A 23,512-nucleotide genomic window follows, 5' to 3' on the forward strand; every position below is an offset into this window, starting at 1 on the left:
TCAAAAATATGGACGATATTAGTATTTTTTGTTCAGTGCGTTGTGTTGAAGATATTACATTGAAATTGTGAAGCTGTTGCAGAAACCTTTATTCAAACAGTGTTTATCGTAGAAGGCAAAAATTTGATCAACTGGAATTATGCGATGAAGCGTATCGTAAGCCGTTGCCAGTTTCAGTTATGCTGAACTGGCAACGGACTCGTGCTTGCCTATTTCATGGTAGGCATGACGAATTCTGCGGCTAACCGGGTGCCGGCTGGCCAACGTGTGGTCAAGGTTTTGAGACGGGTGTAGAAGCGCACGCCTTCCGGACCGTAGACGTGATGGTCGCCGAACAGTGAGCGTTTCCAGCCGCCAAAGCTGTGGAATGCAATCGGCACTGGTAGTGGGATGTTGATGCCGACCATGCCGACCTGTACCCGACGTCCAAATTCGCGTGCAGTATCGCCGTCACGCGTGAAGATGGCAACGCCATTGCCGAATTCATGGTCGTTGATTAGCTTCAGTGCAGTTTCGAAATCATTGACGTGCATAACTGATAACACCGGTCCGAATATCTCTTCCTGATAAATTTTCATATCGGTGGTGACATTGTCGAACAGGCAAGGACCCATGAAGAACCCGTCTTCGTGCCCTGCCAGCTTGAAGTCGCGGCCATCGATGACCAGTGTGGCGCCTTCGGCGACGCCGGAATCGACGTAATCTCTGACCTTGGCAAAGTGCTGTGGGGTGACCAGCGGGCCCATATCGGCTTCTTCGTCCAAGCCCTGGTTAATACGTATGCTGCGGGTTTTTTCTGCCAGTTTTGCCACCAGTGCCGGGCCGACGCCGCCTACCGCAACGGCGACGGTGATTGCCATGCAGCGTTCGCCTGCCGAACCAAAGCCAGCGCCTATGAGTGCATCAGCAACCTGATCAAGGTCGGCATCAGGCATGACTACCAGATGGTTTTTGGCACCACCCAGCGCCTGTACGCGTTTGCCACGTGCAGTGCCGGTGGTGTAGATGTATTCGGCAATTGGCGTTGAGCCGACGAAGCTCACGGCTTGTACGCGCTTGTCTTCCAGTAGTGTATCGACGGCAAGCTTGTCGCCTTGTACTACATTGAATACCCCTGCTGGCAGACCAGCCTGCGCCAGCAGTTCGGCCAGCATCAGGCTGGCGCTGGGGTCACGCTCTGATGGTTTGAGTACGAAAGTATTGCCTGTGGCGAGCGCCATCGGGATCATCCACAGCGGTACCATGATCGGAAAGTTGAACGGGGTGATGCCTGCAACCACGCCCAGTGGCTGGCGCATGCTGTGCGTGTCGATGCCGGTACCGACCTGATCGCTGAACTCGCCCTTGAGCAAATGTGGAATACCACAGGCGAATTCAACGACTTCGATGCCACGAATGATTTCACCACGGGCATCATTGATGGTCTTGCCGTGTTCCAGTGTAATCGCGCGTGCCAGCTCATCACTGTTTTGTTCCAGCAATTCTTTGAATTTGAACATGACGCGAGCGCGCTTCAGTGGCGGTGTAGCCGACCATGCAGGGAAAGCTTCTTCTGCCGCGGTGATGGCGAGACGGACTTCGTCTGCGGTGGCAAAGCTCACCTGCGCTTGTATCTTGCCGGTTGCCGGGTTGTAAATGTCGCCCATGCGCTCGCCGCTACCTGCGACGTTGCGACCATCTATATAGTGGCCGACGATCTGCTGTGTTGCTTGTTGCGTGGTCATGCTGTTTGCTCCAGAGTGGCTTGCTGTTGATGAATTTCCTGTTGGTGTGCGGCCCATAGCTGCTCGTTTTTGAGGTAGCGGGTTGGATCCATCCCTTGCTCGCCTTCGGCGGCAAGTTCGGTAAGGGCTTCAGCGATGCAGCTGAAAATACGGTCGATTTCGTGTTTCTCGATGGTGAGCGGCGGCGAAATAGCGATGACGTCACCGGTATAACGCACCAGGACTCCCATTTCATAGCACTTGAGATAAGTGGCAAATGCGCGCGCACCTGGTCTGCCCGGGGTTGGCTCCAGTTCGATACCAGCCACCAGACCCATGTTGCGTATGTCTTTGACGTAGGGGATGCCCTTCAGGCTGTGCGCGGCTAGTTCAAAGTGTCCGCTGAGGCCGGCGGAGCGTTCCACTAGTTTGTCATTGGTGAATATGTCGAGTGTGGCAATAGCTGCGGCACAGGCGACGGGGTGCCCGCTGTAGGTATAGCCGTGCGGCAACTCTATGGCATTAGCCGGGCTGTTGCTCATGAACGCGTCGTGGATTTCGCGCTTAACCGCGACAGCACCCATGGGCACGGCACCGTTGGTCAGTGCTTTGGCGCAGGTGATGATGTCCGGTACGACGCCAAAGTAATCCGAGGCGAATGTGGTGCCGAGACGACCAAATCCGGTAATGACTTCGTCGAAAATTAGCAGGATGCCATATTTGTCGCAGATCTCGCGCAGGCGCTTGAGGTAGCCTACTGGCGGTAATACTACGCCTGCCGAACCTTGCATGGGCTCAACAATCAGCGCGGCGATAGTGGCCGGGTCGTGCAGGGTGGTGATGCGCTGTTCGAATTCGTTGGCGAGGGCGATGCCGCCATCCTGCGGCAAGCCGCGGGTAAAGGCGTTGCGTGCGATATCCAGCGGGTGACGAATATGGTCGACGCCTGCCAGACCATTACCGAATGATTTGCTGTTACCGGCGATACCGCCAACTGAAAGCCCACCGAAGTTGACGCCGTGATAGCCGCGCTCGCGTCCGATCAGCTTGTTGCGCAACGGATTGCCGGTGACGCGGTGATACGCCAGTGCGATTTTCAGCGCGGTATCGGCAGACTCGGAGCCTGAGCCGGTAAAGAAGATACGGTCGAGACCTTGCGGCATGAATTGCGCCAGGCGTTCCGCAGCTTCGAACGCCAGCGGGTGGCTGTTCTGAAAAGCAGGAGCGTAATCCAGTGTGCGCAACTGCTGCGCTACGGCACTGGCAATTTCCTCGCGGCCATGGCCGGCGGCAACGCACCACAGGCCGGCGGTGCCGTCGAGCAGCGTGCGGTCGTCTATGGTGGTGTAGTAGTTGCCCTTTGCTGCCTTGAACAGACGAGGCATGCTTTTGAACTGGCGGTTGGCAGTAAACGGCAGCCAGTAGTGATCGAGATTCGGCAGGTGTGACACGGTAGCTCCTAGATGAACAATGTAGCCAGTGTCGGGGTGTTCAATACTTACTGTCAAGACTGTATCTGAGTTAATTTAAGTGACTGATTTAATTGGGTTGTGCTATCTTAGTGTTATTGTATGTTTAACAGTTTTAACACTTGGGGGTGAATGTGGATCAGGAAGTGGGTTTTCGTTTGCGCATGGTCAGATTGCGTCGTCAGTTATCACAGCGTGCTTTAGCCAAACAGGCGGGGGTCGCTCATGCGACTATTTCACTGATAGAGTCGGGGCGTACTTCACCCTCGGTGAGTGCGCTCAAACGCATACTGGCAGGCATACCGATGACGCTGGCGGAATTCTTCTCAGACGAATTGCCGCCTGTGGAAAGCAATGTGTTTTATCGTGCCAGCGAGCTGACCGAGATTAGCGGGGGCGACGGTATTTCTTACCGTCAAATCGGTTCAGCACGGGCGGGGCATGTGTTACAGATACTGTATGAGCGTTATGAAGCGGGTGCAGATACGGGGTTGGTGATGCTGCGACATGAAGGTGAAGAGGGTGGCATTATTTTGTCGGGTCAGCTGGAAGTCACAGTGGGTGAATCAACCCGCGTATTGAGTGTGGGTGATGCCTATTATTTCAACAGCCGCCAGCCCCATCGTTTTCGTAATGTGGGTGCGGAGGTTTGTACATTGGTGAGTTCAGGTAGTCCTCCATCATTCTAGGAATGTTTATGTCTTATATAAGACATCATAGACTTCTGTTAAAAATGTACGCTATACTTCGTCCACGATGATGAATGAACAATTAACTCCTAACTTCATGCCGCTGTATGAGCAGATCAAGCGGCTGATCACACGCAGCCTGTCCGATGGAGAGTGGCAGCCGGGTGCAATGATCCCTAGCGAAATGGCGTTGGCGCGCCGGTATCAGGTGAGTCAGGGCACGGTGCGCAAAGCCATTAATGAGCTGGTTGCGGAAAATATGCTGATGCGGCGTCAGGGTAAAGGCACTTTTGTGGCTACCCATGCCGATGATGGCACGACCTACCGCTTTTTGCATTTGCGTAATCTGGCGGGAGAGCAGGAATATCCGCAGAGTCGTTTTGTTAATTTTGGTCGTGGTAAGGCTGATGCGCAGATTGCCAGACGTCTGGATATTCGTAGCGGCAGCGCGCTGGTGCAGATGCAGCGGGTGCTGACCTTGTCTGGCGAGGCAGTGGTATATGACGATATTCGTTTGCCAGCGACCCTGCTCAAGGGTATTTCCAGCGTGATGGTCGAAGAGCACGTCAATGCCTACAAGGGTACGCTGTATTCGTTGTATGAAACCCAATATCAGATACGGATTATCTCGGCACAGGAACGTATACGCGCGGCACTGGCTGATGCGCAGGTTGCAGCGCTACTGGGTGTTGATGTGGGTGCGCCGCTGTTATGCATAGAACGGGTGGCGTTTACCTACAAGAATCAGCCGGTGGAATGGCGTATGAGTTATGTGAATACTGAACATCATTATTATTTTGATGAGCTCAATTAGGAAAACTATGGCTACCCGTCGTCCTGTTTATTTAAATCTGCTGAAAATCAGGCTGCCGTTGCCGGGCATAGTCTCCATCATGCACCGTGCCAGCGGCGCGCTGCTGTTCCTGCTGTTGCCGCTGTTGTTATATGTATTGCAGCAGTCGCTGAGTTCGGCGCAAGGTTTTGCCGAGGTGCAGTCCTGGTTTCAATCGCCGCTGGCAAAACTGGCACTGATAATAGTGATCTGGGCTTATTTACATCATTTTTGCATGGGTCTGCGTTATCTGGCGCTGGATCTGGATATCGGCGTCAAGCTGCCGCAGGCGCGTTTCAGTGCCAAACTGGTGCTGGTAGTTAGCATCGCGCTTACCCTGCTGATCGGAGTAAAAATATGGTAGACCGGATAGTCAGTGGTGCGCATTACGGCCTGAAAGACTGGCTGGCGCAACGCGTCACCGCAGTAGTGATGGCGCTGTATAGCTTGTTCATGGTGGGTTATTTGCTGTTGCAGCCGGTGCTTGATTACGCTGCGTGGCACACGCTGTTCCATAGTCAGCCGGTGCGACTGGTTAGCCTGCTGTTCGTGTTAAGTCTGTTGCTACATGCCTGGGTGGGGATGCGCGATATTTTTATGGATTATGTCCATCCCACGCTGATTCGTCTGGCGTTGCACGTGGCGGTGATACTGGCGCTGGTGGTTTACGCCGCCTGGGCGGTGCAAATTTTGTGGAGCGGATTATGACGATTGCCAAGCGTACATTTGATGCAGTGATTATCGGCGGTGGCGGTGCCGGATTGCGCGCCGCTTTGCAGCTGGCCGAGGCCGATATCAAAGTGGCAGTGGTGTCCAAGGTGTTTCCCACCCGTTCGCATACCGTGTCGGCACAGGGCGGTATCGCCGCCAGCCTCGGCAATGTGAGTGCGGATAACTGGCACTGGCACATGTACGACACGGTTAAGGGTTCGGATTATCTTGGCGATCAGGATGCGATTGAATTTATGTGCCGCCATGCCAATGAAGCGGTGATCGAGTTGGAGCACTACGGCATGCCATTTGATCGGCTGGATAACGGCAAAATCTATCAGCGTCCGTTCGGCGGCATGACTCAGGAATACGGCGGTGCACCTGCGGTGCGAACCTGTGCGGTGGCTGACCGTACTGGTCACGCCATGCTGCATACCTTGTATCAGCGCAATATCGCGGCACGCACGCATTTCTTTGAGGAATATTTTGCCGTCGATCTGGTGATGGACGAGCAGGGCTATGCGCAGGGTGTAGTAGCGATAGGTATAGAGTCTGGTGAGCCGATTTTCATCGAAGCGCGTGCGACCATACTGGCGACGGGTGGCGCGGGGAGGATTTTCTCGGCGACCACCAATGCGCTCATCAATACTGGTGATGGGCTGGGTATGGCGCTGCGCGCGGGCATCCCACTGGAAGATATGGAGTTCTGGCAATTTCATCCCACAGGCATTCATGGCGCGGGCGTGCTGGTGACCGAAGGTGTGCGCGGTGAAGGTGGTTATCTGGTTAACAAAAATGGCGAGCGTTTCATGGAACGTTATGCGCCCAATGCCAAGGATCTGGCCAGTCGTGACGTGGTGTCGCGGGCGATGGCGGTAGAGATATTCGAGGGGCGTGGTTGTGGTGAAAATGGTGATCATGTGCTGCTCAAACTCGATCATCTCGGTGCTGATGTAATACAGCAGCGTTTGCCAGGGATTAGCGATCTGGCGAAGAAATTTGCGCATGTTGACCCTGCCAAGGATCCGATTCCGGTAGTGCCGACTGTGCATTACATGATGGGGGGCATTCCGACTAATTTGCAGGGGCAAGTAGTGATACCGATAGGCACGGGGCCAGAGGAAGTGGTGCCTGGGCTATACGCGATAGGTGAGTGTGCCTGTGTCTCGGTGCATGGCGCTAATCGTCTGGGCAGTAATTCACTGCTCGATCTGATCGTATTTGGTCGCGCTGCTGGTAATGATGTGATTGAGTATTGTCGTGAGAATCCTATCGCGCGGCCTGTTGCGGATGAGGCACTGGATAAAATCATGGCACGACTGACGCGCTGGGATCAAAAAAGTGACGGTATCACCGTGGCGCAATTGCGCGAGGAAATGTGCAAGACCATGCAGTTACACTGTGGTGTGTTCCGCAATGAAGAGGTGTTGCAGGACGGGGTGAAGAAAATGCAGGCGATAGCGGCCAAACTCTCAGAAGTGGTGTTACGCGATCACAGTAAGGTCTTCAACACTGGGCGCATAGAAGCATTGGAGCTGGAAAATCTGATGGCAGTCGCGCTGGCAACCATGGTGTCTGCTGCTGCACGCAAGGAAAGTCGCGGTGCCCATGCTCGTGATGATTACCCAGAGCGTGACGACAGCGGCTGGATGAAGCACACACTTTATCTTGCAGAAGGTCATCGCCTTGATTACAAACCAGTCCGGCAGAAACCGCTGACTGTTGCCGCATTTCAGCCCAAGCCTCGCGTTTATTAGGAACTATCATGCGCTTTTCTATCTATCGCTATAACCCTGAAACCGACAGCAAGCCTTATATGCAGGACTTTGAGCTGGACATCGCGCCAGAAGGCAAAATGCTGCTGGATGCTATTTTGATGATCAAGGAACAGGACGAAACTCTAAGCGTGCGTCGTTCCTGCCGTGAAGGTGTGTGCGGTTCGGATGGTATGAATATCAATGGCCGTAATGGCCTCGCCTGTGTGACACCACTAAGTAGCTTGAAACAGCCTATAGAATTGCGGCCGCTGACCGGATTGCCAGTGATACGCGATCTGATAGTGGATATGAGTCAGTTCATGGATCACTACAAGTCGGTTAAGCCCTACCTGATCAATACCGACCCTGAGCCGGAAATTGAACGTCTGCAATCACCTGAAGACAGGGCTAAACTGGATGGTTTGTATGAGTGTATCCTGTGCGGCTGTTGCACTACGTCTTGCCCTTCATTCTGGTGGAATCCAAATAAATTTGTCGGTCCGGCAGGACTGTTACAGGCTTATCGCTTTATTGCAGACAGCCGTGATAAGGCGGTGAACGAACGTCTGGATGATCTGGAAGACCCTTACCGTTTGTTCCGCTGTCACAGCATTATGAACTGCGTCGATGTCTGTCCTAAGGAACTCAACCCGACTCAGGCGATAGGCAAGATCAAGACTATGCTGGTGAAACGGACGGTGTAGTGATGAACGACGTCGACATTACGGGTCGACTGCGCTGGCGTTGCCGACGTGGCATGCTGGAGCTGGATCTGGTGCTCGCGCATTTTCTGCAGCAACATTGTGCCAGACTGACGGCGCAACAACTGGCCGAGTTTGATGCGCTGCTCGATCTGCCTGATCAGGATTTGTGGTCGTTGGTGCGAGAAAAACATGTTACTGGCTCCGAAGTGGTGGCGTTGTTGCGCGCCAGTCAAGGTGGATTTTGATGGTGCATGAGGTTATGGTCTGCATACAACAGCAGGCATCTGCGCGTGGACTAGTGCTGGATGCGTCACAACAGATAGCCGTAGCCGAGTTGCAACGTTTGCATGATGATCTGCTGCAATCTACTCCATTGCGACATTTGTTGCGCAGTATGTTTAAACCTCATCCTATGCGTGGTGTTTATTTATGGGGTGGAGTAGGCCGCGGTAAAAGTTTTATCATGGATGCGTTCTTTGCCTGCGTGCCGCTAAAGCAAAAACAACGCATGCATTTCCACCATTTTATGCATGATATACATAATCGCCTTGCTGCCATGAAAGGTCAGCCTGACCCGCTGGCTCGCTTGTCACGTGAATTCTCCCAAAGTATGCGCCTGTTGTGTCTGGACGAATTTCATATCAGTGACATAGCTGATGCCATGCTGATGCGGGGGCTGCTGCAGGGATTGCTTGATCACGGTGTAGCCGTGGTAGTCACCAGCAATACCGAGCCAGATGCCTTGTATCGCAATGGTCTGCAGCGCAGTCAGTTCGTGCCGTGCATAGATTTGATCAAGGCGCAGATGGCGGTGCTGCAGCTTGATGGCGGGGCAGATTATCGGCGCAATGCGCTGGAACAGGCGGGTGTCTATCACACACCATTGAACGCAACAGCAGAACAGGCGCTGGACGCTATTTTTCATGCGCAGGCAGGCAATATGGGTCAACGTGACATCAGTTTGCAAGTTGATGGACGTACCATAGTGGCGAGCTATCAGGGTGATGGTGTGGCAGGATTTACGTTTGCTGAATTGTGTGGTGGACCACGCAGTAAGGCGGACTATATCGAGCTTGCAGCGCGTTTCCATACCTTGCTGCTGTCGGGCGTGCCGCAGTTTGGTGAACATACCCAGGCAGAAGCGCGACGTTTTTTATGGCTGGTTGATGAGCTGTATGATCGCCGAGTTAAGCTGATACTTTCCGCTGCTGTCCCGCTGGCACAGCTTGCGCCTAGCGGTTTGTTTGATGGCGAATTTGAGCGTGCCTTAAGCCGCTTGGCAGAAATGCAGTCGCATGAGTATCTGATGCAGTCCCATCGAGCTAATTTCTAAGAGCCAGTAAGTGCTGATGAAGATGCTTAGGGATTAAGGCGCTATCTTGATTTCGTTGCGGCTGTTGAGGCTGACTGATACTACGCCAGCTAATACGAGTAACGATCCAGCAATTTGTATCAGAGAGACGTTTTCATTAAGGAAAACGTGAGCCAGGTAAATGGTAAAAACAGGTCCGATCGAGCCTATCAGCGATGCTTCTCCTGAGCCGATGCGGCTGATGCCTGCAGTCAACAGGAATACGGGTAACACGGTGGAAAATATGGCCATCATGATGGTTAGCTGATAGACCGGCAGCGGCTGGATAAGTGCGGCAAGTGGGTGGGTGATAGTAAACTGGCTCAAACTGATGATGCTGGCAATGATCATGGTATAGGCAGTGAAGCGTATCGTGCCCATGCGCGCAATGGTATGCCCAGCACCTACCAGATAAATGGCGTAGAACAGTGTACTGGCAAAAACCAAAGATGTGCCTAATGCAATGCCGCTCTGGCTGATACTGACATCATGCACAAACACCATGGCAATGCCAACATAACTCAGCATCATCGCGGCTATTACAGGAGGCTTAATGGCGCGTCTGTGGAGTAGTGCGGCAAGTATTACCGTCATTGTGGGATATAGGAACTGGATCAGGCGTTCCAGTCCCGCAGAAATGGAATGCAGGCCGAGAAAATCCAGATAATTAAATAAATAATATCCCAGTCCCAGCGCCACTAAGATCAACCACTCGCGTTTAGCAAGCGCATCCTTGTGCTTAGTCCAGGCCCATACTGCGATGCCTAAGAAAAATGGCAGTGAAAATGCCATGCGCAACGTCAGTAGTGTTAATGCATCTATATGGTATGCATAGGCCAGTTTGACCAGTATGGATTTTACCGAAAAACCGATGGCGGCTAGCAGTGAGTAAGTAATACCGAGGGCAATGTTCTGTTTGTGCGCGGGGGAGTGGGTAATGGATAACATATCTGGAATTCAATTTACCATATTTTAGCCCCGCCAGGACTAAAATATGGGTGGCGCAATATGGCTGATTATGTCGAGCCTACTTCGCCTCACGCAGTTCGTTCAGTATGCTCAATATATCCGCTTCCCAGTGATCAAATATAGGTTTCAGTTTTGGGTCTGGAAAGAATTGCTCCAGCATTTTAGGATGGCTGGCAACTAAGATGGCCTGATCGCCTTCTGCAAATATGGTGATATTGAGTGGCAGAAAAGGTATGAGTTCTGGGTGGCTGGCTGTGACTGCCTTCACTTCGTCGAGTTTGCCAAAGTATACGACTCTGTACATGTCGCTTTTGAAATCGCGTTTAGCCAGATTTTCATTGACCTCTTGCAGTCGGGTTATTTTATAACCCCTTGCGGCAATTGCGCTTTGCAGCAATGTCATTGCTTCTGGAAACTGGTTGTCGGTACGTGCCATCAGCAAGCCTTCAGCCATGGCCGGCAAACTCAAGCTCAATAACAGCGTAGCTAATCCCAGATGTCGCATTAATTTTTTCATAATGTGGCCTCCTCAATAATAGCGGTATAACTTTGCGTCATCTGGTCGCACAGCGGATTTAGTTCGGCATTGTTAAACAAACCACTGAGTACTTTTGGATTGACTGACATGACTTTGACTTTGCCATCTTGCTCGAAAATAGTGATGCGGCAGGGAAGGAACATACCTACTCGTGGATCTATGGCCAAGACCTGATTCAGCAAGCTGATATTGCAGAAATAGACGATAACTTGTTTAGGATTTTCATTCTCAGGCGAGGTAAAACCATACTCCAGCGTTTGCACTCTGCCGTAGAAGAAATTGTTATTGCTGACCGCCTGTTTGACGTTTTCTACTGTCGTTTTTAAATCATAAGGCGAATCGCGCACGATGACTGGGCTTTCTACCGTCAGTACTTTTGCGCTGTCAGGTAATGGCTGCTTTTGTAAACTGCGAACGTAGCTGACCAGGTCATTTATGTCCTTTTCTTTCAGCCCGCGCTTCAAGAAAGACACCATCGGTGTGCCATCTCTGCCATTCATCAATGTAGCCTTGATCATCGCATCGCTGGCCGACGCGAGGAAGCCGGGGTTATGCAGTGCGGGTGCCATGATAGGCAATTCCCGAGGTCGTGAGAATGTGACGCCTGTTCCCTTGCCGCCTTCCGCGTTCACACCATGACAGGCTACACAATAGTTTTCAAATAGCTGGCTGCCATGAACAGGGTCGCCCTTAATTGTGGCGGACGAATAAATGATGGGCGGTTGCTTGTTCCATGCGCGGACATAATGAACAATCGCTTCAATTTCGTCTGGACGTAACTGGGTAAATGCGGGCATGACCCGACCAGGTCGTCCGAGACGTATGGTTTGACGAACATAATCATCACTGATGCTGGCCTGAAATGAGGGTAGTGCTAATGGAATGCCTATCCCGCCAGTCCCTGTTTCACCATGACAGACTGCACAATTTTGCTGATAGAGTTGCGCGCCAGTTGCACCAGCCAGTGCTTGCCCTAGCCCCAGCCACATTAATCCAATCACACTCAAGTAACGCAATAGCATCTTGGTCATCTCCAAATAAGTTAATGCAGACTGCCATATAGCGACAATGATATACCGCAAGTTTAATTAATACCACAGTATCTTTTTATCTTTGTTTTTGACCGGATGATGGGTGAGTAACGTGGATAATATTGGGTTGTCCATGAATGTAATGTCTAGATGAATGGTTGGAAAAATCCATATGGTTTATGTCAGTTTTGTTTGTCAGATTTGCGACAATATTACCCAAGTTATTCACTTCATGTCGTACTTACTACAACGTGTATAGCCCCTGATTTTATATTTAATTATATGATTTAAATAGATAATATTTGTTGGCATGTTTTTGGCTTAGAGGTTGATCGTAAAGATGTTCTTTCGGCAACTTTAGATCAGGGGCGATTCATGCAAGCAAATACGGAACATATCGGGATTGATACGGGCAAGCCACTAGAACAGTTGCTTGAGAAGATTGCCGACCACAAAGGATGTGGTACTTCCAGCGATGGCGGCAAGGCGAGTTGCGGTTCGTCGGACGGTCCGGCGGACATGGCACCTGAAGTGTGGGAAAAGGTAAAAAACCATCCCTGCTACAGCGAAGAAGCGCATCACCATTACGCGCGTATGCACGTAGCGGTCGCGCCGGCCTGCAACATCCATTGTAACTATTGCAACCGCAAATACGACTGCGCCAACGAGTCACGTCCCGGTGTGGTCAGCGAGAAGCTGACGCCGGAACAGGCATCGAAAAAAGTGCTGGCCGTGGCTTCTGCGATACCACAAATGACAGTGCTCGGCATCGCCGGCCCTGGTGATCCCTTAGCTAACCCAGCCAAGACGTTCAAGACTTTCGAGCTGATTGCCAAGACTGCACCGGACATCAAGCTATGCCTGTCCACCAACGGATTGACGCTGCCTGATCACGTCGACACCATTAAAGCTTTCAATGTAGATCACGTGACCATCACCATCAATATGGTTGATCCTGAAGTCGGTCAGCATATTTATCCGTGGATTTTCTACAAGAACAAGCGCTACACCGGTATTGAAGCCGCACGCATACTGACCGAACGTCAGTTGTTAGGTCTGGAAATGCTGACTGCTGCAGGCGTATTGGCGAAGATCAATTCGGTGATGATCCCTGGCATCAATGACAAGCATCTTGTTGAGGTGAATCGGGCAGTTAAATCACGTGGTGCTTTCCTGCACAACATCATGCCGCTGATTTCAGCGCCTGAGCACGGTACCGTATTCGGTCTGAACGGTCAGCGTGGCCCCAGCGCACAGGAACTGAAAGCGTTGCAGGATGCCTGCGAAGGCGAGATGAACATGATGCGCCATTGCCGTCAGTGTCGTGCTGATGCGGTCGGTCTGCTGGGCGAAGATCGTAGTGCTGAATTCACCACCGAAAAAATCGACGAGATGAGTGAAGTGGTTTACGACGCAGAAACGCGCAAGGCTTATCAGGAACTGGTGGAATCCGAGCGTCTGGAAAAGGTTGCCGCCAAGGAAGCTGCGCTGGCAGAAATGTCCGACGACGAAGTGTCCGATATCAAGATATTGATCGCTGTCGCCACCAAGGGACAAGGTCGGGTCAACGAGCACTTCGGTCACGCTACCGAGTTCCAGATTTATGAAATGAGCTCGGCCGGTTCCAAGTTTGTCGGTCACCGTCGTGTGGATTTGTATTGCCAGGGTGGTTTTGGCGAAGAAGAAACATTGCCCTCCGTGGTTCGCGCCATCAACGATTGTCATGCGGTGTTTGTCGCCAAAATTGGCGGCTGCCCACGCGATGAGTTGAAAGCGGCAGGTATCGATCCGGTCGATCGTTTTGCGCACGAGTTCATCGAAGAGTCTGCGATTACCTACTTCAAGGAATACTTGGCCAAAGTACGCAGTCACGAGGTTGTGCATGAAATGCGTGGCGATGCAGACATCCGTCAGGGTGCCTACATCTCTGCAGCATAGTTGTTGAATTTAATTTAAGGAAAAATCATGGCTTACAAAATTATCGCTTCCCAATGCACCGGTTGCTCCGCGTGCGAACCAGAGTGCCCTAACGTCGCTATCCGCGAAAAGAACGGCGTGTTCATTATCGATCCGAAAAAATGTACCGAATGCCTCGGTCATTTCGATGAACCGCAGTGCGTCGCAGTGTGCCCGGTTGATCTGACTTGCGTGATCGACAACGCTTTTCCACGTTATGTCGCACCTGTTTAATTCAATTTAATGAGGAGTAGCCACAATGAATATCACTATCACACCTAAGGCCGAAAAATTTATGCGTCGTATCGTACGCTTTGGCGGCGGTCCCGCAGATTCAGGGTTTCGGCTGACAGTTACTGCTGGTGGTTGTTCTGGTCTGGCTTCAGAGTTTTCGGCTGAAGCGATGCCTAAAGATGGCGATGCAACATTTGATTGGAACGGTCTTAAGGTGTTTTTGCCGGCAGAAAGCCGCTTATTGCTGGATGGTGTGACCATCGATTTTATTGATACTGCATTGGAATCGGGTTTAAGTTTTATTAATCCAAATGCAGCATCGTGCGGTTGCAGCTCGGCAGAATCATCGAGTAAGCCAACCCAGACCACCATCAGTATTGCTGATATCAAGCGTGCCTGAGTAAGCATCATGTCACCTCCCGCATTTAGTCAGCATCCCGATACACCGCCACTGCCGATGAGTGGTGATGATGTTGCGCTGGGGGGATTTGATGAATGGCTTGATAGTGCCTGCCTTGGTGGCGATCTGCCACCAGCAGTGGCAGCTGATTTGCAAAGTGCGGCAGACAATTATCGTTTTGATGAGGTGGCGGAAAGTTATCTTGTGCAGGCTTATGCTCGTGCACCTGATCATCCCGCCGTACATATTGCACTTTATCGTTTTTACTTTTACAAAAATCGTCTGAGTGAGGCACTGGTTGTAGCACAACGTTGCCTGACCAAGACGGCAGTTGATCTTGGCTTGCCAACTGACTGGCAAAAAGTGGCACCAGATCACGTGGTATTTGCGGGGCATGCAGAAAGTTATGCACCTGCACCACGCTTTTATCTGTTCACGCTAAAAGGTTGTGCTTATCTGAACATGCGTTTGGGAAATCTGGATCAGGGCAGAGCACTAGTCGCCAAATTGCAAACCCTGGATCCGACCAATAAATTGGGCGGGGCCGTCTTGCAAGGCATACTTGACAGAGTGGGGAAGAATGATGATGACGATTGACGCTGTTGAAGCTTTTGAAGCGCTCGACTGGCAGGCACAGCCTATAGATTGCGCGACGTGTGCTCATCAAACACTACTTGCATCAGGGCAGTGTGAATCACAACATGCTTGCGTGTTTGATCGCTATGCGCTGCGCATAGATAGATTTTTCCGCTGGAATCCGGCCTTGGCCAAAGATTATCTCAAACATCCGTATTTTGAGGTGCGCGCCATTGCCGCGAAATATGTCGAAGTGTTTTATTTACCGCAGTTGGTGGCCGACGAGGACGAAACCGTGCGCTGGAGTGCGGCACAGAGACTGACATTGTCACAGTTGCGGCTGTTACGGACTGATCCTGATCGCGAAGTGCGGATACGTGTAGCGACTCGTTTGCCTGAAACTGAATTGAAATCGATGTTGCACGACGCCGATTATTACGTGCGCACTATCGTGGCGAGACGCTTACCCATTGGTTTGCTGCCTTTGATGATACATGACGCTGATCGTGAAGTGCGTTCGGAAGTGGCTAAACGTATCGCCCTGAGCAGCTTGCGCCTGATGGCGGATGACCCGGAAGTTCAGGTGCGACTTGTGGTTGCAAGACGGTTGCCCGCAGCGCAACTGAGTTTATATATTCACGATGCAGATTGGCGTGTGCGTTACGAAGTAGCGCAGCGTATCGATGAGAAACAGCTTTACGGATTGCAGGCAGATGACGACGAAGTCGTACGTGAAATTGTGCAGACCCGTCAACGTCTTTCGGCACTTATGTCTTCGGTCAGTTTATCTCAGTGTGGAGTGCAGCTATGAAAATCAGTCGTGATGACAGCATCGTAGAATTAAGTGGTCCGCCAGATTTTAACTATGGGCAAAAGGTTAAAAGCCTGAAAACTGTGCGCAATGACGGCACTTTTCAGGGTAAGGAAATCGGCGATATTCTGGTTAACAAAGGTGATATCGGCTATGTCACCAGCATCGGCACATTTTTGCAGCAGTTTTATATTTATGCAGTCGAATTTGTTGAACACGGTTACCGGGTCGGTATGCGTGGCAAAGAGCTGGATGCGGTTGAAGAAATGAAACCATATGATCAGGAAGTTCAGTTTTAAGGGAGTAAATCATGATAGAGCCCAGAGTAGCAAAATTTCAGTGGGGTCAGCGCGTCGTCGCCGGGATAGATCTGATTAATGATGGTTCCTATCCTGAGTGTGAAGAAAATGCTTTGCTTGTTGCACAGGGCAGCATTGGTGAAGTGGTGCAAATTGGTCATCACGTAGATACAGATACGCCTGTCTATCTGGTTGAATTTGGTACCGATGCGAAGAGTGGTTATGTGGTTGGATGTATGGAAGAAGAAATTTCCCCAGTCTAATCGAGTATGGGAGGTCATCATGAGTAATGGACTAGCAACAAGACAGACGATGACCCAAGCAAATTATCCTATGCCATATTTGGCCTGCCCGCATCCGAATGAATTTGATTTGCGTCGTATCGCACGGTTACTGGCACAGCGCGTGCGCTATCGTTATGTTGAACCTGAAGTTCAAGCCATAGCAGGTGGTTATCAGATAGTCAGCCCATGTTGTTCGCGCAACATTGATGCCAGCGGTGGCACGATAGACATTGCCAGGCTGGAATATGTAGTTCAGGAAAGTCTGTGGCGGCTATATTACAAGGATCACCAGCGCAATATGTGGCAGTTACATCTGGAAGCACCGAAGCTGAAAATGCTGATTACGCAACTGAATGAGGATCCCTTGCGGATATTCTGGCAATGAGCGCCTCAGATACCATTTATGTCGACAACAATGCGACCACACCGCTGGCGCCAGAAGTCCTGTCAGCGATGACTGCGTGTCTGACTGATTGTTATGGCAACCCATCCAGCCTGCATCATGTTGGCGCCATGGCGAAACAGATAGTGATGGATGCGCGTAGCAAAGTGGCAAATTTGCTGGGGGCTACACCGGCAGAGATCGTATTTACCAGTAGTGCTACTGAGAGTAATCACTTGGCAATACTGGGTGCGTTGGGGCGCGATCGGTCGCGGCAGCATGTGGTGACGACAGTGGTGGAACACCCGTCTACACGACTGCTGTTATCGAGGTTGATAAGTGAGGGCGTTACGGTCACTGAAATCGCTGTTGATGGCCATGGTATTCCCGATCTGGCGGCGCTGGAGGCCGCGATCACACCGCATACTGCGTTGGTCAGCATGATGTGGGCGAATAACGAAACTGGTGCAGTGCTGCCAGTGGCCGAAGCTGCGGCAATAGCTGCAGCGCATGGCGTACTGTTTCACACCGATGCAGTGCAGGCGGTTGGCCGCGTGCCTGTGGATATGCGCCAAGTGTCAGCAGATTTGCTGTCATTGTCGGGTCACAAATTACATGCAGCCAAGGGCATCGGTGTGCTTTTTATGCGTAAGGGTTGCAAGTTGCCGTCGCTGTTATACGGGCATCAGGAACGTGGCCGGCGTGGCGGAACCGAAAATGTCGCGGCGATAGCAGGGTTGGGTGTAGCTGCGGAACTGGCGCTGAAAAATCTGGAAACGGACAGTGCTTATGTAGCTGCGTTGCGCCACAGGTTGGAGCGGGGGCTGTTACAGCAATTGCCTTTTGCCAGCGTCAATAGCGGTGGTACACAGCGCCTGGCCAATACCAGCAATATCCGTTTCGGCGAGATTGATGCTGAAATTACATTGGACCGGCTGGATAAGGCAGGAATATGTGCATCCAGCGGGTCAGCGTGTACTGCGGGGGGGACAGAACCGTCACATGTGTTGTTGTCCATGGGGCTGTCCAGAACTGAGGCACTGGCTGCTGTGCGGTTTTCTCTGAGTCGTTACAACACTGTACTTGAGGTGGATCGCATCCTCAAGGTATTACCGGACATCGTGCGACCACTGGCTGGCATGGTCGCATGCTGAAATCAAACCTAGAAACGGCAGTTGACCGCTACTTTGTTGGGCTAACATTATGATGCTTGAAGCTTACTTTGGTTATTTACTTGTCACCCACATGGTGACTACGCTACACGTTGAATTGCACCTCCCTCACGGCGCATGGCGGCGTTGCTTCGCACCTGAATGGAATAGCCATTCAGGTTTGTCGCGCCTTGCCCTGCACCGTGATGAACGTACACTTCAAAGTGTCCAACTACCGTTTCTAGGTTAAACCAACCTTACTGGAATATATACCATGAAAATCATGATCCGCAAAAATGCAGCTGGTGAACTATCTGCCTACGTCCCTAAAAAAGATCTGGAAGAGCCGATTTCTACCATGGAAAAACCGGAAATGTGGGGCGGCATGATTACCTTGGCAAATGGTTGGCAACTGGAGTTGCCCGCCATGGCAGCAGACACACGTTTGCCGATTACAGTTGATGCCCGCAAAGTGAGTGATTGATATGACTATTACTCATGATCAGGTGAGTAGCCTCACCAGTCTGTTAGTGGCATTGCCCAGGGGAGAAAACCCAGTTGCTGCGGTTCGTTCCAGTTTCCCGGAAATGTCAGTGTCGCGTTGCTCTGCTGATGATATGCGTGATGAAACACCGTTTCGTCGCGTGGGTGATTATGACGTGTTTCTGGTTGATACCAGCAATCATTGTTGGCGCATTATTGATGAGCCCGCTACTGCAACCGGCGTAATACTCGCCATGCATAGCTGATAGGAGAATGGTGATGGAAGAAGAATGGATAGCACTGACTGATCCTGATATCAGTACACATGAACTGGCTGCAGTGACTAAAGTGCTGAAGTCGTCACGTTTGTCTGCAGGGCCGGTAGTTGAACAGTTTGAAGACGCTTTTGCAGAAAGTCTGGGGCGCTGTTATGGCATAGCCGTAGCGAGTGGAACGATAGGCTTGATGGTGAGTTTACGTGCGTTGGGTATAGGTGCAGGTGATGAGGTGATCGCCAGTGCGTACTCGTGGCATCAAATTGCCCATGCCATCGTACTGGTTGGCGCAACACCCGTATTTGCCGATATTGATTACTGGTCGGGCACGCTGTCTGCAGAAAAAGCTGCGGCTAAAATTACGCCAAAAACACGTGCGATAGTCGTCGGTAATACCAACGGCCATCCCGCTGCATGGGAACCGTTTCGTGCACTTGCCAATGAGCATGGTCTTAAGCTTATTGAAGATAGTACTGAGGCCATAGGCTCACGTTATAAAGGCAAAGTAGTGGGCACGTTCGGTGATTTGGCGATATTTGATTTTTCTCAGCCATCAGCATTGTGTTGTGGCGAAGGCGCGATGATCGTTACTGATGACCATGATCTCGCCAGTGAGTTGCGCTACCACCGCAGTCGTGGTCTGGACGAACGATTCTCTATCGCCATCGCCAGTCGTGTGCCATATCAGGCTGCTATGAGTGATATGACGGCGGCATTAGGTCTGGCACAACTCGACCGGCTGGACGAAATTCTGGCGCGGCGCAAACGGGTTGAAGGTTACTACGAGGAACACATACTCGCGTTTGAAGGGATCAAGCCTTCCTATGTCGCACCTGATGTCGATGAAGTGCACTGGATGAGCTTTGTTGTTCATCTCGGTACGCGCTTCACGCGCAGCGGACGCAACCAGATAGTTGATGATCTCGCGACCGAACAGGTTGAAGTATTGGCTTACTGCAATCCGCTGCATTTGCAGTATTTTTACGGCACGCTGGGACATAAAAAAGGGGATTTGTTTGTCACCGAGAAAGTGGCTGATCGTTCGCTGGCTTTACCGTTCCATGCGCATTTAGATAGCGATACGGTACATTTTATTGTTACTACCACCAAGGATTCGTCAATTAACGTAGGTGCCGGAGCGGCAATTTACTGAGATTGTTTAACAGTAACCGAGGATTTAGATATGACTACGCAAACAACACTCCCTCCACAAATAATCAGCGGTTTGGCTAGTGGACACGTTATTCCCTATTTCGGACCGGGGGTGCTGGATCTGATTCCTGGTGGTTCGCCTGTACCCGCAGCACCAGAGGCGCTGGCCGCGATCCTTACAGCCAAAGTGACTGTGCCGCATAAGATACGTAACCGCCTGACTGCTGCTGCGCAATTTATTGAAAATTTCAAGCACCGCAAAACATTGACTACCTACATGCGTGAAGCATTTGCACCACAGGTTACACCGTCATCGCTGCATACTTACTTTGCATCCTTACCCAATCTTCCGCTGTGGGTCGATGCATGGTATGACGATGCAACGCAAAATGCGCTGGCAGGGCGAAATGACTGGGGGCAAGTGCAAGGTCTGTCTCAATCAGAACACTTCGGCACCTGGACCGGCTATTACGATGCGGCTGGTCAGGCTGTTACTGAAGCTGATGCTGCTGGCTGGAATATGATGCTTTATAAACCCATAGGTAGCTCGCGCCCAGCCGGTAATTTCCTGATTTCTGATACTGATTACGTTGAAGTGCTCACCGAAATCGATATTCAGACACCGATACCAGCCAAAGTGCAGGAATTGCGTACTGGCCGACACTTTTTGTTTTTGGGCTGCCGCTTCAATGACCAGTTGCAGCGCACCTTTGCACGTCAGGTGATGAAACGTTCCTCAGATCACCACTGGGCAGTATTGCCAGGCGAGCTTACTCGTAACGAATTACGCTTTCTCGAAGAGCAAAATATCCAGCACATCGATATGCCGCTGGAGCAATTTGTCGCGTTATTAACGGACAAAGCGCTGGAAGTGCATTCTTAAATCAACTTAAAACAGGAGTTTCAAACATGCCCATGCTTACCATTAAACCCAGCGGTAAAACTGTAGAAGCCGAAGCAGGAATGAGTCTGCTTGCTGCCATACTTGCAGCTGGTGAATCTATTGCACATAAATGTGAAAGTAAGGCGGAGTGTGGTTCCTGCCACATTTACGTTACTGAAGGTCGCAAAACCTTGTCAAAAATCCAGCGTTTGGAAAACGAAAAACTCGACTCTATCGTCGGTGTAAGTTCCAATTCGCGTCTGGCTTGCCAGGCATTGCTTGGTACTGAAAATGTGACTGTGGAATTGCTCAGTTTCGTTTGAGTGCGTGGTTTCCCATTTTTGCTGTAACAGCGGGATTGGTTCAGGCTATTCCCGTTGTATAACTAATTAAAAGTGTGACTTCATGAAACTCTACATGACACCTGGTTCCTGTTCGACAGGGATACACGTATTGCTAGAGGAGATAGACTTATGTTTCGAGGTCTATCTTGTTAACTTGATGGCCGGGGATCAATATCAGGCTGATTATGTCAGGATCAACCCAAAATCTACCATTCCTACTCTGGTGCGTGATGATGGCTCATCGATAACTGAATTTCAGGCTATCGCGTGGTGGCTGGCACGTAGCTATCCACGAGCCAGATTGTTACCTGGTGATGTGGAGGGTGAAGTTCGGGTGATGGAGATAATGGATTATGTCGTCGGAACTATCCACGGTCAGGGATACACGCGTATTTTTACAGCCAGCAATTACACGACCAATGTAGCCGAACATGATGCAATTAAGGCGCGAGGACACGAGATCGTTGAGCAGTGCTTCGCTGTGATCGATACGCTGCTGGCAGGCAAGCAATATGTTGCAGGCAGTTTCTCAATTGCTGATGCGGCGTTGTTTTATGTTGAGTTCTGGGCTGACAAGATCAACATTACGTTGCCGCCGAATTGCCTCGCACATTACCAGCTTATGCGGACGCGCCCAGCAGTGCAGCGCGTGTTGCATGAAGAAGGATATCGATGATACGGTGTTGTTCTAACCACCTGCTTCAAATTTAACGAACAACTATTTGAATGTCGATGTCGCGGCTCAACCAGCCAACTGTGATCAGGTGAAAAGCGGCATAATCGGCTTCATCCCATATCAAACACAAATGTGCTTCCTGCTCGGTCAGTAATTCGTTGCCACGAAATAGCTTGTCGTTAGCCTTGGCACAAGCAACTGGGTCCACACCATAACGGTCGAATACGGCACTGGCTGCGGCTATACCGCTGCTGATGCTTTCGGGTGTGGCAATCCATGCATCCTGACCTTCGATGCGGATAGCAGGTTGCGTTGCTGGTTTTGTTTGAGCAGCTTCAATTTCTAGGGTTGCGTGCATTGTAGTCTCCTTTTGTTTACATGCGGATGCATGTAAACGCAGCAGCATAAACCATGCCATTTGCTTCGATCTCGTCTAACCCTCGCCAATCAAGGATTCCAGCGTTAGTGCTCATCTCGTAAATACCGGAATCGATATCACACTACGACAATTTGATGTGATGGTTGTCTGTTTTGTCGTAAATCTGACAGCGTGAAATGTCTGTGGTACTGATGAGTGCAAACGAGCCAAAGGCAGCCAGATACCGTGTAGACGTCAATAATCATGTGAATGACAGAACGGGGAACGATATTTGCTAGATTAGCCATATAGTGTATTTCTGGGGGTCATGATGCTGGACACGGCGATAATAGGTGGTGGATTAAGCGGGTTGGCATTAGCGCGGCAACTGCAACAACAGGGTAGCAAATTTGCCTTGTTTGAAGCGCGTGAACGGCTGGGTGGTCGTATCTTGAGTATCCCGGTTGATGGCATGTCACTGGATCTCGGTCCTGCCTGGTTCTGGCCTAAGACCCAGCCACGCATGACGCGTCTGGTGGTGGCGCTTGGACTGGAAGCTTATGCACAATATGATCAGGGCACAGTGTTGAATTTGACTGACCCGGACAAAGCACCTGTGCCATATCCGACAGAAGGTGTGCATGATGGCGCTCAGCGTCTGGTAGGCGGTATGGCCAGCATGGTACAGGCGCTTGCTGCCAGATTGCCTGAAGCATCGATACATTTAGGCCATGTGCTTATTTCAGTTACTCAGTGTAATAACCATGTTGAATTGCAGTTTCGCTGTGGCGATAGTATTGAGCTTGTGCTGGCTCGACGGGTAGTGATGACCGTGCCACCACGATTGCTGGAAGAGCATGTGCGTTTCGAGCCGCCGCTGGATGAATCGTTGCGCCAGAGCATGCGTGCGACCTATACCTGGATGGCGGATCAGGCCAAAGTTGTGACCACATATTCACAGCCATTCTGGCGCAAGGCAGGGTTGGCCGGTAATGCTTTTGTTGAGCATGAACAGGCGATGCTGTACGAAACCTTCGATGCCTGCGATGCCAGCGGAGATCATGCTGCATTGGGTGGTTTCATGGCATTGTCCCCAGCATTGCGCACTTCGTTTCAGGTGGGCATGCCGATACTGATTTCCAGCCAGCTGGTGCAGTTGTTCGGCATGGAGGCAGACGACGGTACTCAATATGTACAAGACTGGGCTACCGAGGTTTATACCAGTAGCACGCTGGATCAGTCGCCACCTACCCGGCATCCGGCTTATGACGATCCGACACTGCGCCGTTCGGTATGGCAATCCAAGCTGTACTTTGGTGGTGCTGAAACCGCGGGTTACGCAGCCGGATACATGGAAGGCGCACTCGAAGCCAGTGAACGTGTGGCGTATTTGTTAGCTGCTGATGTCGGCGTTGCGCGGGCATTGTCGGTCGTATGATAGCCAATAATTTTATCGGCGTGCTGGTCGTGGTCGGCGCGGTGAATACCTTGCGT

Annotated in this window: 30 protein-coding genes; 24 read left to right on the plus strand and 6 right to left on the minus strand. The window is 51.1% G+C overall.

Going from position 1 to position 23,512, the window contains the following annotated elements; all coding sequences use genetic code 11:
- Positions 1 to 209 precede the first annotated feature (209 nt).
- Together SFSGTM_RS01835 and aptA are read right to left on the minus strand one after the other, a co-directional pair.
- Positions 210 to 1,724: a CoA-acylating methylmalonate-semialdehyde dehydrogenase gene (locus tag SFSGTM_RS01835; RefSeq protein WP_162083667.1), complete on the minus strand. Its 1,515-nt coding sequence runs from the start codon at positions 1,722 to 1,724 to the stop codon at positions 210 to 212.
- Positions 1,721 to 3,154: an omega-aminotransferase AptA gene (aptA, locus tag SFSGTM_RS01840; RefSeq protein WP_162083668.1), complete on the minus strand. Its 1,434-nt coding sequence runs from the start codon at positions 3,152 to 3,154 to the stop codon at positions 1,721 to 1,723. The genes SFSGTM_RS01835 and aptA overlap by 4 nt, the downstream gene beginning before the upstream one ends.
- 152 nt (positions 3,155 to 3,306) lie before the next feature.
- Between aptA and SFSGTM_RS01845 the strand changes: the two genes are divergently transcribed.
- The 8 genes from SFSGTM_RS01845 (at position 3,307) to zapE (ending at position 9,198) form a co-directional block, all read left to right on the plus strand.
- Positions 3,307 to 3,861, plus strand: coding sequence for a cupin domain-containing protein (locus SFSGTM_RS01845; RefSeq protein ID WP_162083669.1), 555 nt, complete (start codon positions 3,307 to 3,309; stop codon positions 3,859 to 3,861).
- 67 nt (positions 3,862 to 3,928) lie between these two features.
- Complete coding sequence (locus SFSGTM_RS01850) at positions 3,929 to 4,675, plus strand: GntR family transcriptional regulator (protein ID WP_174237383.1); 747 nt, start codon at positions 3,929 to 3,931, stop codon at positions 4,673 to 4,675.
- Positions 4,676 to 4,682: 7 nt separating this feature from the next.
- Positions 4,683 to 5,057 carry a succinate dehydrogenase, cytochrome b556 subunit gene (gene sdhC / locus SFSGTM_RS01855; protein WP_198420598.1) on the plus strand — a complete coding sequence of 125 codons (375 nt, stop codon included), beginning with the start codon at positions 4,683 to 4,685 and terminating at the stop codon, positions 5,055 to 5,057.
- Entirely contained in the window at positions 5,051 to 5,401 is a 351-nt protein-coding gene (gene sdhD / locus SFSGTM_RS01860) for a succinate dehydrogenase, hydrophobic membrane anchor protein (RefSeq protein ID WP_162083671.1), read from the plus strand. The genes sdhC and sdhD overlap by 7 nt, the downstream gene beginning before the upstream one ends.
- Positions 5,398 to 7,161: a succinate dehydrogenase flavoprotein subunit gene (gene sdhA / locus SFSGTM_RS01865; RefSeq protein WP_162083672.1), complete on the plus strand. Its 1,764-nt coding sequence runs from the start codon at positions 5,398 to 5,400 to the stop codon at positions 7,159 to 7,161. Before sdhD ends, sdhA begins: the two co-directional genes overlap by 4 nt.
- An 8-nt stretch (positions 7,162 to 7,169) precedes the next feature.
- On the plus strand, positions 7,170 to 7,865 hold the full coding sequence (locus SFSGTM_RS01870) for a succinate dehydrogenase iron-sulfur subunit (protein ID WP_162083673.1): 696 nt from the start codon (positions 7,170 to 7,172) through the stop codon (positions 7,863 to 7,865).
- A 2-nt stretch (positions 7,866 to 7,867) separates the two neighbouring features.
- The gene (locus tag SFSGTM_RS01875; protein WP_162083674.1) at positions 7,868 to 8,110 is read left to right on the plus strand and encodes an FAD assembly factor SdhE; all 243 of its coding nucleotides are present in this window, start codon (positions 7,868 to 7,870) and stop codon (positions 8,108 to 8,110) included.
- Positions 8,110 to 9,198 carry a cell division protein ZapE gene (gene zapE / locus SFSGTM_RS01880; protein WP_198420599.1) on the plus strand — a complete coding sequence of 363 codons (1,089 nt, stop codon included), beginning with the start codon at positions 8,110 to 8,112 and terminating at the stop codon, positions 9,196 to 9,198. Before SFSGTM_RS01875 ends, zapE begins: the two co-directional genes overlap by 1 nt.
- 33 nt (positions 9,199 to 9,231) lie before the next feature.
- Here the strand turns inward: zapE and SFSGTM_RS01885 are convergent, their stop codons facing one another.
- The 3 genes from SFSGTM_RS01885 to SFSGTM_RS01895 all read right to left on the minus strand — a co-directional run bounded on the left by SFSGTM_RS01885 (position 9,232) and on the right by SFSGTM_RS01895 (position 11,745).
- Complete coding sequence (locus tag SFSGTM_RS01885) at positions 9,232 to 10,164, minus strand: DMT family transporter (RefSeq protein ID WP_162083675.1); 933 nt, start codon at positions 10,162 to 10,164, stop codon at positions 9,232 to 9,234.
- Between the two features lie 79 nt (positions 10,165 to 10,243).
- Positions 10,244 to 10,702, minus strand: coding sequence for a DUF302 domain-containing protein (locus tag SFSGTM_RS01890; protein ID WP_162083676.1), 459 nt, complete (start codon positions 10,700 to 10,702; stop codon positions 10,244 to 10,246).
- Positions 10,699 to 11,745: a c-type cytochrome gene (locus tag SFSGTM_RS01895; protein WP_162083677.1), complete on the minus strand. Its 1,047-nt coding sequence runs from the start codon at positions 11,743 to 11,745 to the stop codon at positions 10,699 to 10,701. Before SFSGTM_RS01895 ends, SFSGTM_RS01890 begins: the two co-directional genes overlap by 4 nt.
- A gap of 384 nt (positions 11,746 to 12,129) precedes the next feature.
- On the opposite strand from SFSGTM_RS01895, the gene nifB reads away from it, so the two are divergent.
- The 15 genes from nifB to SFSGTM_RS01970 all read left to right on the plus strand — a co-directional run bounded on the left by nifB (position 12,130) and on the right by SFSGTM_RS01970 (position 21,660).
- Complete coding sequence (gene nifB / locus SFSGTM_RS01900) at positions 12,130 to 13,692, plus strand: nitrogenase cofactor biosynthesis protein NifB (protein ID WP_162083678.1); 1,563 nt, start codon at positions 12,130 to 12,132, stop codon at positions 13,690 to 13,692.
- A 27-nt stretch (positions 13,693 to 13,719) separates the two neighbouring features.
- Positions 13,720 to 13,944, plus strand: coding sequence for a 4Fe-4S binding protein (locus SFSGTM_RS01905; RefSeq protein WP_162083679.1), 225 nt, complete (start codon positions 13,720 to 13,722; stop codon positions 13,942 to 13,944).
- A gap of 25 nt (positions 13,945 to 13,969) precedes the next feature.
- Positions 13,970 to 14,344, plus strand: coding sequence for a HesB/IscA family protein (locus tag SFSGTM_RS01910; protein WP_162083680.1), 375 nt, complete (start codon positions 13,970 to 13,972; stop codon positions 14,342 to 14,344).
- A gap of 9 nt (positions 14,345 to 14,353) precedes the next feature.
- Entirely contained in the window at positions 14,354 to 14,941 is a 588-nt protein-coding gene (locus SFSGTM_RS01915; protein WP_162083681.1) for a tetratricopeptide repeat protein, read from the plus strand.
- Positions 14,925 to 15,731 (plus strand): 4Fe4S-binding leucine-rich repeat protein, encoded by an 807-nt coding sequence (locus SFSGTM_RS01920; protein ID WP_198420600.1) that lies wholly within the window; start codon positions 14,925 to 14,927, stop codon positions 15,729 to 15,731. The genes SFSGTM_RS01915 and SFSGTM_RS01920 overlap by 17 nt, the downstream gene beginning before the upstream one ends.
- A complete protein-coding gene (locus tag SFSGTM_RS01925; RefSeq protein WP_162083682.1) occupies positions 15,728 to 16,030 on the plus strand; it encodes a nitrogen fixation protein NifZ in 303 nt (100 codons plus the stop codon). Before SFSGTM_RS01920 ends, SFSGTM_RS01925 begins: the two co-directional genes overlap by 4 nt.
- A gap of 11 nt (positions 16,031 to 16,041) precedes the next feature.
- Positions 16,042 to 16,293, plus strand: a complete 252-nt coding sequence (locus SFSGTM_RS01930; protein ID WP_162083683.1) for a nitrogen fixation protein NifZ — start codon at positions 16,042 to 16,044, stop codon at positions 16,291 to 16,293.
- Between the two features lie 19 nt (positions 16,294 to 16,312).
- Complete coding sequence (locus SFSGTM_RS01935) at positions 16,313 to 16,699, plus strand: DUF3024 domain-containing protein (protein WP_198420601.1); 387 nt, start codon at positions 16,313 to 16,315, stop codon at positions 16,697 to 16,699.
- A complete protein-coding gene (locus SFSGTM_RS01940) occupies positions 16,696 to 17,850 on the plus strand; it encodes a cysteine desulfurase family protein (RefSeq protein WP_162083684.1) in 1,155 nt (384 codons plus the stop codon). Before SFSGTM_RS01935 ends, SFSGTM_RS01940 begins: the two co-directional genes overlap by 4 nt.
- 271 nt (positions 17,851 to 18,121) lie before the next feature.
- On the plus strand, positions 18,122 to 18,331 hold the full coding sequence (nifT, locus tag SFSGTM_RS01945; RefSeq protein WP_162083685.1) for a putative nitrogen fixation protein NifT: 210 nt from the start codon (positions 18,122 to 18,124) through the stop codon (positions 18,329 to 18,331).
- Position 18,332: 1 nt separating this feature from the next.
- A complete protein-coding gene (locus SFSGTM_RS01950; protein ID WP_162083686.1) occupies positions 18,333 to 18,596 on the plus strand; it encodes a DUF6129 family protein in 264 nt (87 codons plus the stop codon).
- A 13-nt stretch (positions 18,597 to 18,609) separates the two neighbouring features.
- Positions 18,610 to 19,758, plus strand: coding sequence for a DegT/DnrJ/EryC1/StrS family aminotransferase (locus tag SFSGTM_RS01955; RefSeq protein WP_162083687.1), 1,149 nt, complete (start codon positions 18,610 to 18,612; stop codon positions 19,756 to 19,758).
- Positions 19,759 to 19,788: 30 nt separating this feature from the next.
- Positions 19,789 to 20,640, plus strand: coding sequence for an SIR2 family NAD-dependent protein deacylase (locus SFSGTM_RS01960; RefSeq protein WP_162083688.1), 852 nt, complete (start codon positions 19,789 to 19,791; stop codon positions 20,638 to 20,640).
- 26 nt (positions 20,641 to 20,666) lie between these two features.
- Positions 20,667 to 20,963, plus strand: coding sequence for a 2Fe-2S iron-sulfur cluster-binding protein (locus SFSGTM_RS01965; protein ID WP_162083689.1), 297 nt, complete (start codon positions 20,667 to 20,669; stop codon positions 20,961 to 20,963).
- Between the two features lie 82 nt (positions 20,964 to 21,045).
- Positions 21,046 to 21,660: a glutathione S-transferase family protein gene (locus SFSGTM_RS01970; protein ID WP_162083690.1), complete on the plus strand. Its 615-nt coding sequence runs from the start codon at positions 21,046 to 21,048 to the stop codon at positions 21,658 to 21,660.
- A 31-nt stretch (positions 21,661 to 21,691) separates the two neighbouring features.
- Here the strand turns inward: SFSGTM_RS01970 and SFSGTM_RS01975 are convergent, their stop codons facing one another.
- The gene (locus tag SFSGTM_RS01975) at positions 21,692 to 22,018 is read right to left on the minus strand and encodes a hypothetical protein (protein ID WP_198420603.1); all 327 of its coding nucleotides are present in this window, start codon (positions 22,016 to 22,018) and stop codon (positions 21,692 to 21,694) included.
- 328 nt (positions 22,019 to 22,346) lie between these two features.
- Between SFSGTM_RS01975 and SFSGTM_RS01980 the strand changes: the two genes are divergently transcribed.
- Entirely contained in the window at positions 22,347 to 23,456 is a 1,110-nt protein-coding gene (locus tag SFSGTM_RS01980) for a flavin monoamine oxidase family protein (RefSeq protein ID WP_162083691.1), read from the plus strand.
- The last annotated feature ends 56 nt before the right edge of the window (positions 23,457 to 23,512 follow it).

The sequence above is a fragment of the Sulfuriferula nivalis genome (assembly GCF_009937995.1).
Classification (GTDB): domain Bacteria; phylum Pseudomonadota; class Gammaproteobacteria; order Burkholderiales; family Sulfuriferulaceae; genus Sulfuriferula; species Sulfuriferula nivalis.

Coding starts and splice junctions, on each gene's coding strand:
- SFSGTM_RS01835 (WP_162083667.1), bottom strand. CDS start 1,724: ATGACCACGCAACAAGCAACACAGCAGATCGTCGGCCACTATATAGAT.
- SFSGTM_RS01850 (WP_174237383.1), top strand. CDS start 3,929: ATGATGAATGAACAATTAACTCCTAACTTCATGCCGCTGTATGAGCAG.
- sdhC (WP_198420598.1), top strand. CDS start 4,683: ATGGCTACCCGTCGTCCTGTTTATTTAAATCTGCTGAAAATCAGGCTG.
- sdhD (WP_162083671.1), top strand. CDS start 5,051: ATGGTAGACCGGATAGTCAGTGGTGCGCATTACGGCCTGAAAGACTGG.
- sdhA (WP_162083672.1), top strand. CDS start 5,398: ATGACGATTGCCAAGCGTACATTTGATGCAGTGATTATCGGCGGTGGC.
- SFSGTM_RS01870 (WP_162083673.1), top strand. CDS start 7,170: ATGCGCTTTTCTATCTATCGCTATAACCCTGAAACCGACAGCAAGCCT.
- SFSGTM_RS01875 (WP_162083674.1), top strand. CDS start 7,868: ATGAACGACGTCGACATTACGGGTCGACTGCGCTGGCGTTGCCGACGT.
- zapE (WP_198420599.1), top strand. CDS start 8,110: ATGGTGCATGAGGTTATGGTCTGCATACAACAGCAGGCATCTGCGCGT.
- SFSGTM_RS01885 (WP_162083675.1), bottom strand. CDS start 10,164: ATGTTATCCATTACCCACTCCCCCGCGCACAAACAGAACATTGCCCTC.
- SFSGTM_RS01890 (WP_162083676.1), bottom strand. CDS start 10,702: ATGAAAAAATTAATGCGACATCTGGGATTAGCTACGCTGTTATTGAGC.
- SFSGTM_RS01895 (WP_162083677.1), bottom strand. CDS start 11,745: ATGCTATTGCGTTACTTGAGTGTGATTGGATTAATGTGGCTGGGGCTA.
- nifB (WP_162083678.1), top strand. CDS start 12,130: ATGCAAGCAAATACGGAACATATCGGGATTGATACGGGCAAGCCACTA.
- SFSGTM_RS01905 (WP_162083679.1), top strand. CDS start 13,720: ATGGCTTACAAAATTATCGCTTCCCAATGCACCGGTTGCTCCGCGTGC.
- SFSGTM_RS01910 (WP_162083680.1), top strand. CDS start 13,970: ATGAATATCACTATCACACCTAAGGCCGAAAAATTTATGCGTCGTATC.
- SFSGTM_RS01915 (WP_162083681.1), top strand. CDS start 14,354: ATGTCACCTCCCGCATTTAGTCAGCATCCCGATACACCGCCACTGCCG.
- SFSGTM_RS01920 (WP_198420600.1), top strand. CDS start 14,925: ATGATGATGACGATTGACGCTGTTGAAGCTTTTGAAGCGCTCGACTGG.
- SFSGTM_RS01925 (WP_162083682.1), top strand. CDS start 15,728: ATGAAAATCAGTCGTGATGACAGCATCGTAGAATTAAGTGGTCCGCCA.
- SFSGTM_RS01930 (WP_162083683.1), top strand. CDS start 16,042: ATGATAGAGCCCAGAGTAGCAAAATTTCAGTGGGGTCAGCGCGTCGTC.
- SFSGTM_RS01935 (WP_198420601.1), top strand. CDS start 16,313: ATGAGTAATGGACTAGCAACAAGACAGACGATGACCCAAGCAAATTAT.
- SFSGTM_RS01940 (WP_162083684.1), top strand. CDS start 16,696: ATGAGCGCCTCAGATACCATTTATGTCGACAACAATGCGACCACACCG.
- nifT (WP_162083685.1), top strand. CDS start 18,122: ATGAAAATCATGATCCGCAAAAATGCAGCTGGTGAACTATCTGCCTAC.
- SFSGTM_RS01950 (WP_162083686.1), top strand. CDS start 18,333: ATGACTATTACTCATGATCAGGTGAGTAGCCTCACCAGTCTGTTAGTG.
- SFSGTM_RS01955 (WP_162083687.1), top strand. CDS start 18,610: ATGGAAGAAGAATGGATAGCACTGACTGATCCTGATATCAGTACACAT.
- SFSGTM_RS01960 (WP_162083688.1), top strand. CDS start 19,789: ATGACTACGCAAACAACACTCCCTCCACAAATAATCAGCGGTTTGGCT.
- SFSGTM_RS01965 (WP_162083689.1), top strand. CDS start 20,667: ATGCCCATGCTTACCATTAAACCCAGCGGTAAAACTGTAGAAGCCGAA.
- SFSGTM_RS01970 (WP_162083690.1), top strand. CDS start 21,046: ATGAAACTCTACATGACACCTGGTTCCTGTTCGACAGGGATACACGTA.
- SFSGTM_RS01975 (WP_198420603.1), bottom strand. CDS start 22,018: ATGCACGCAACCCTAGAAATTGAAGCTGCTCAAACAAAACCAGCAACG.
- SFSGTM_RS01980 (WP_162083691.1), top strand. CDS start 22,347: ATGATGCTGGACACGGCGATAATAGGTGGTGGATTAAGCGGGTTGGCA.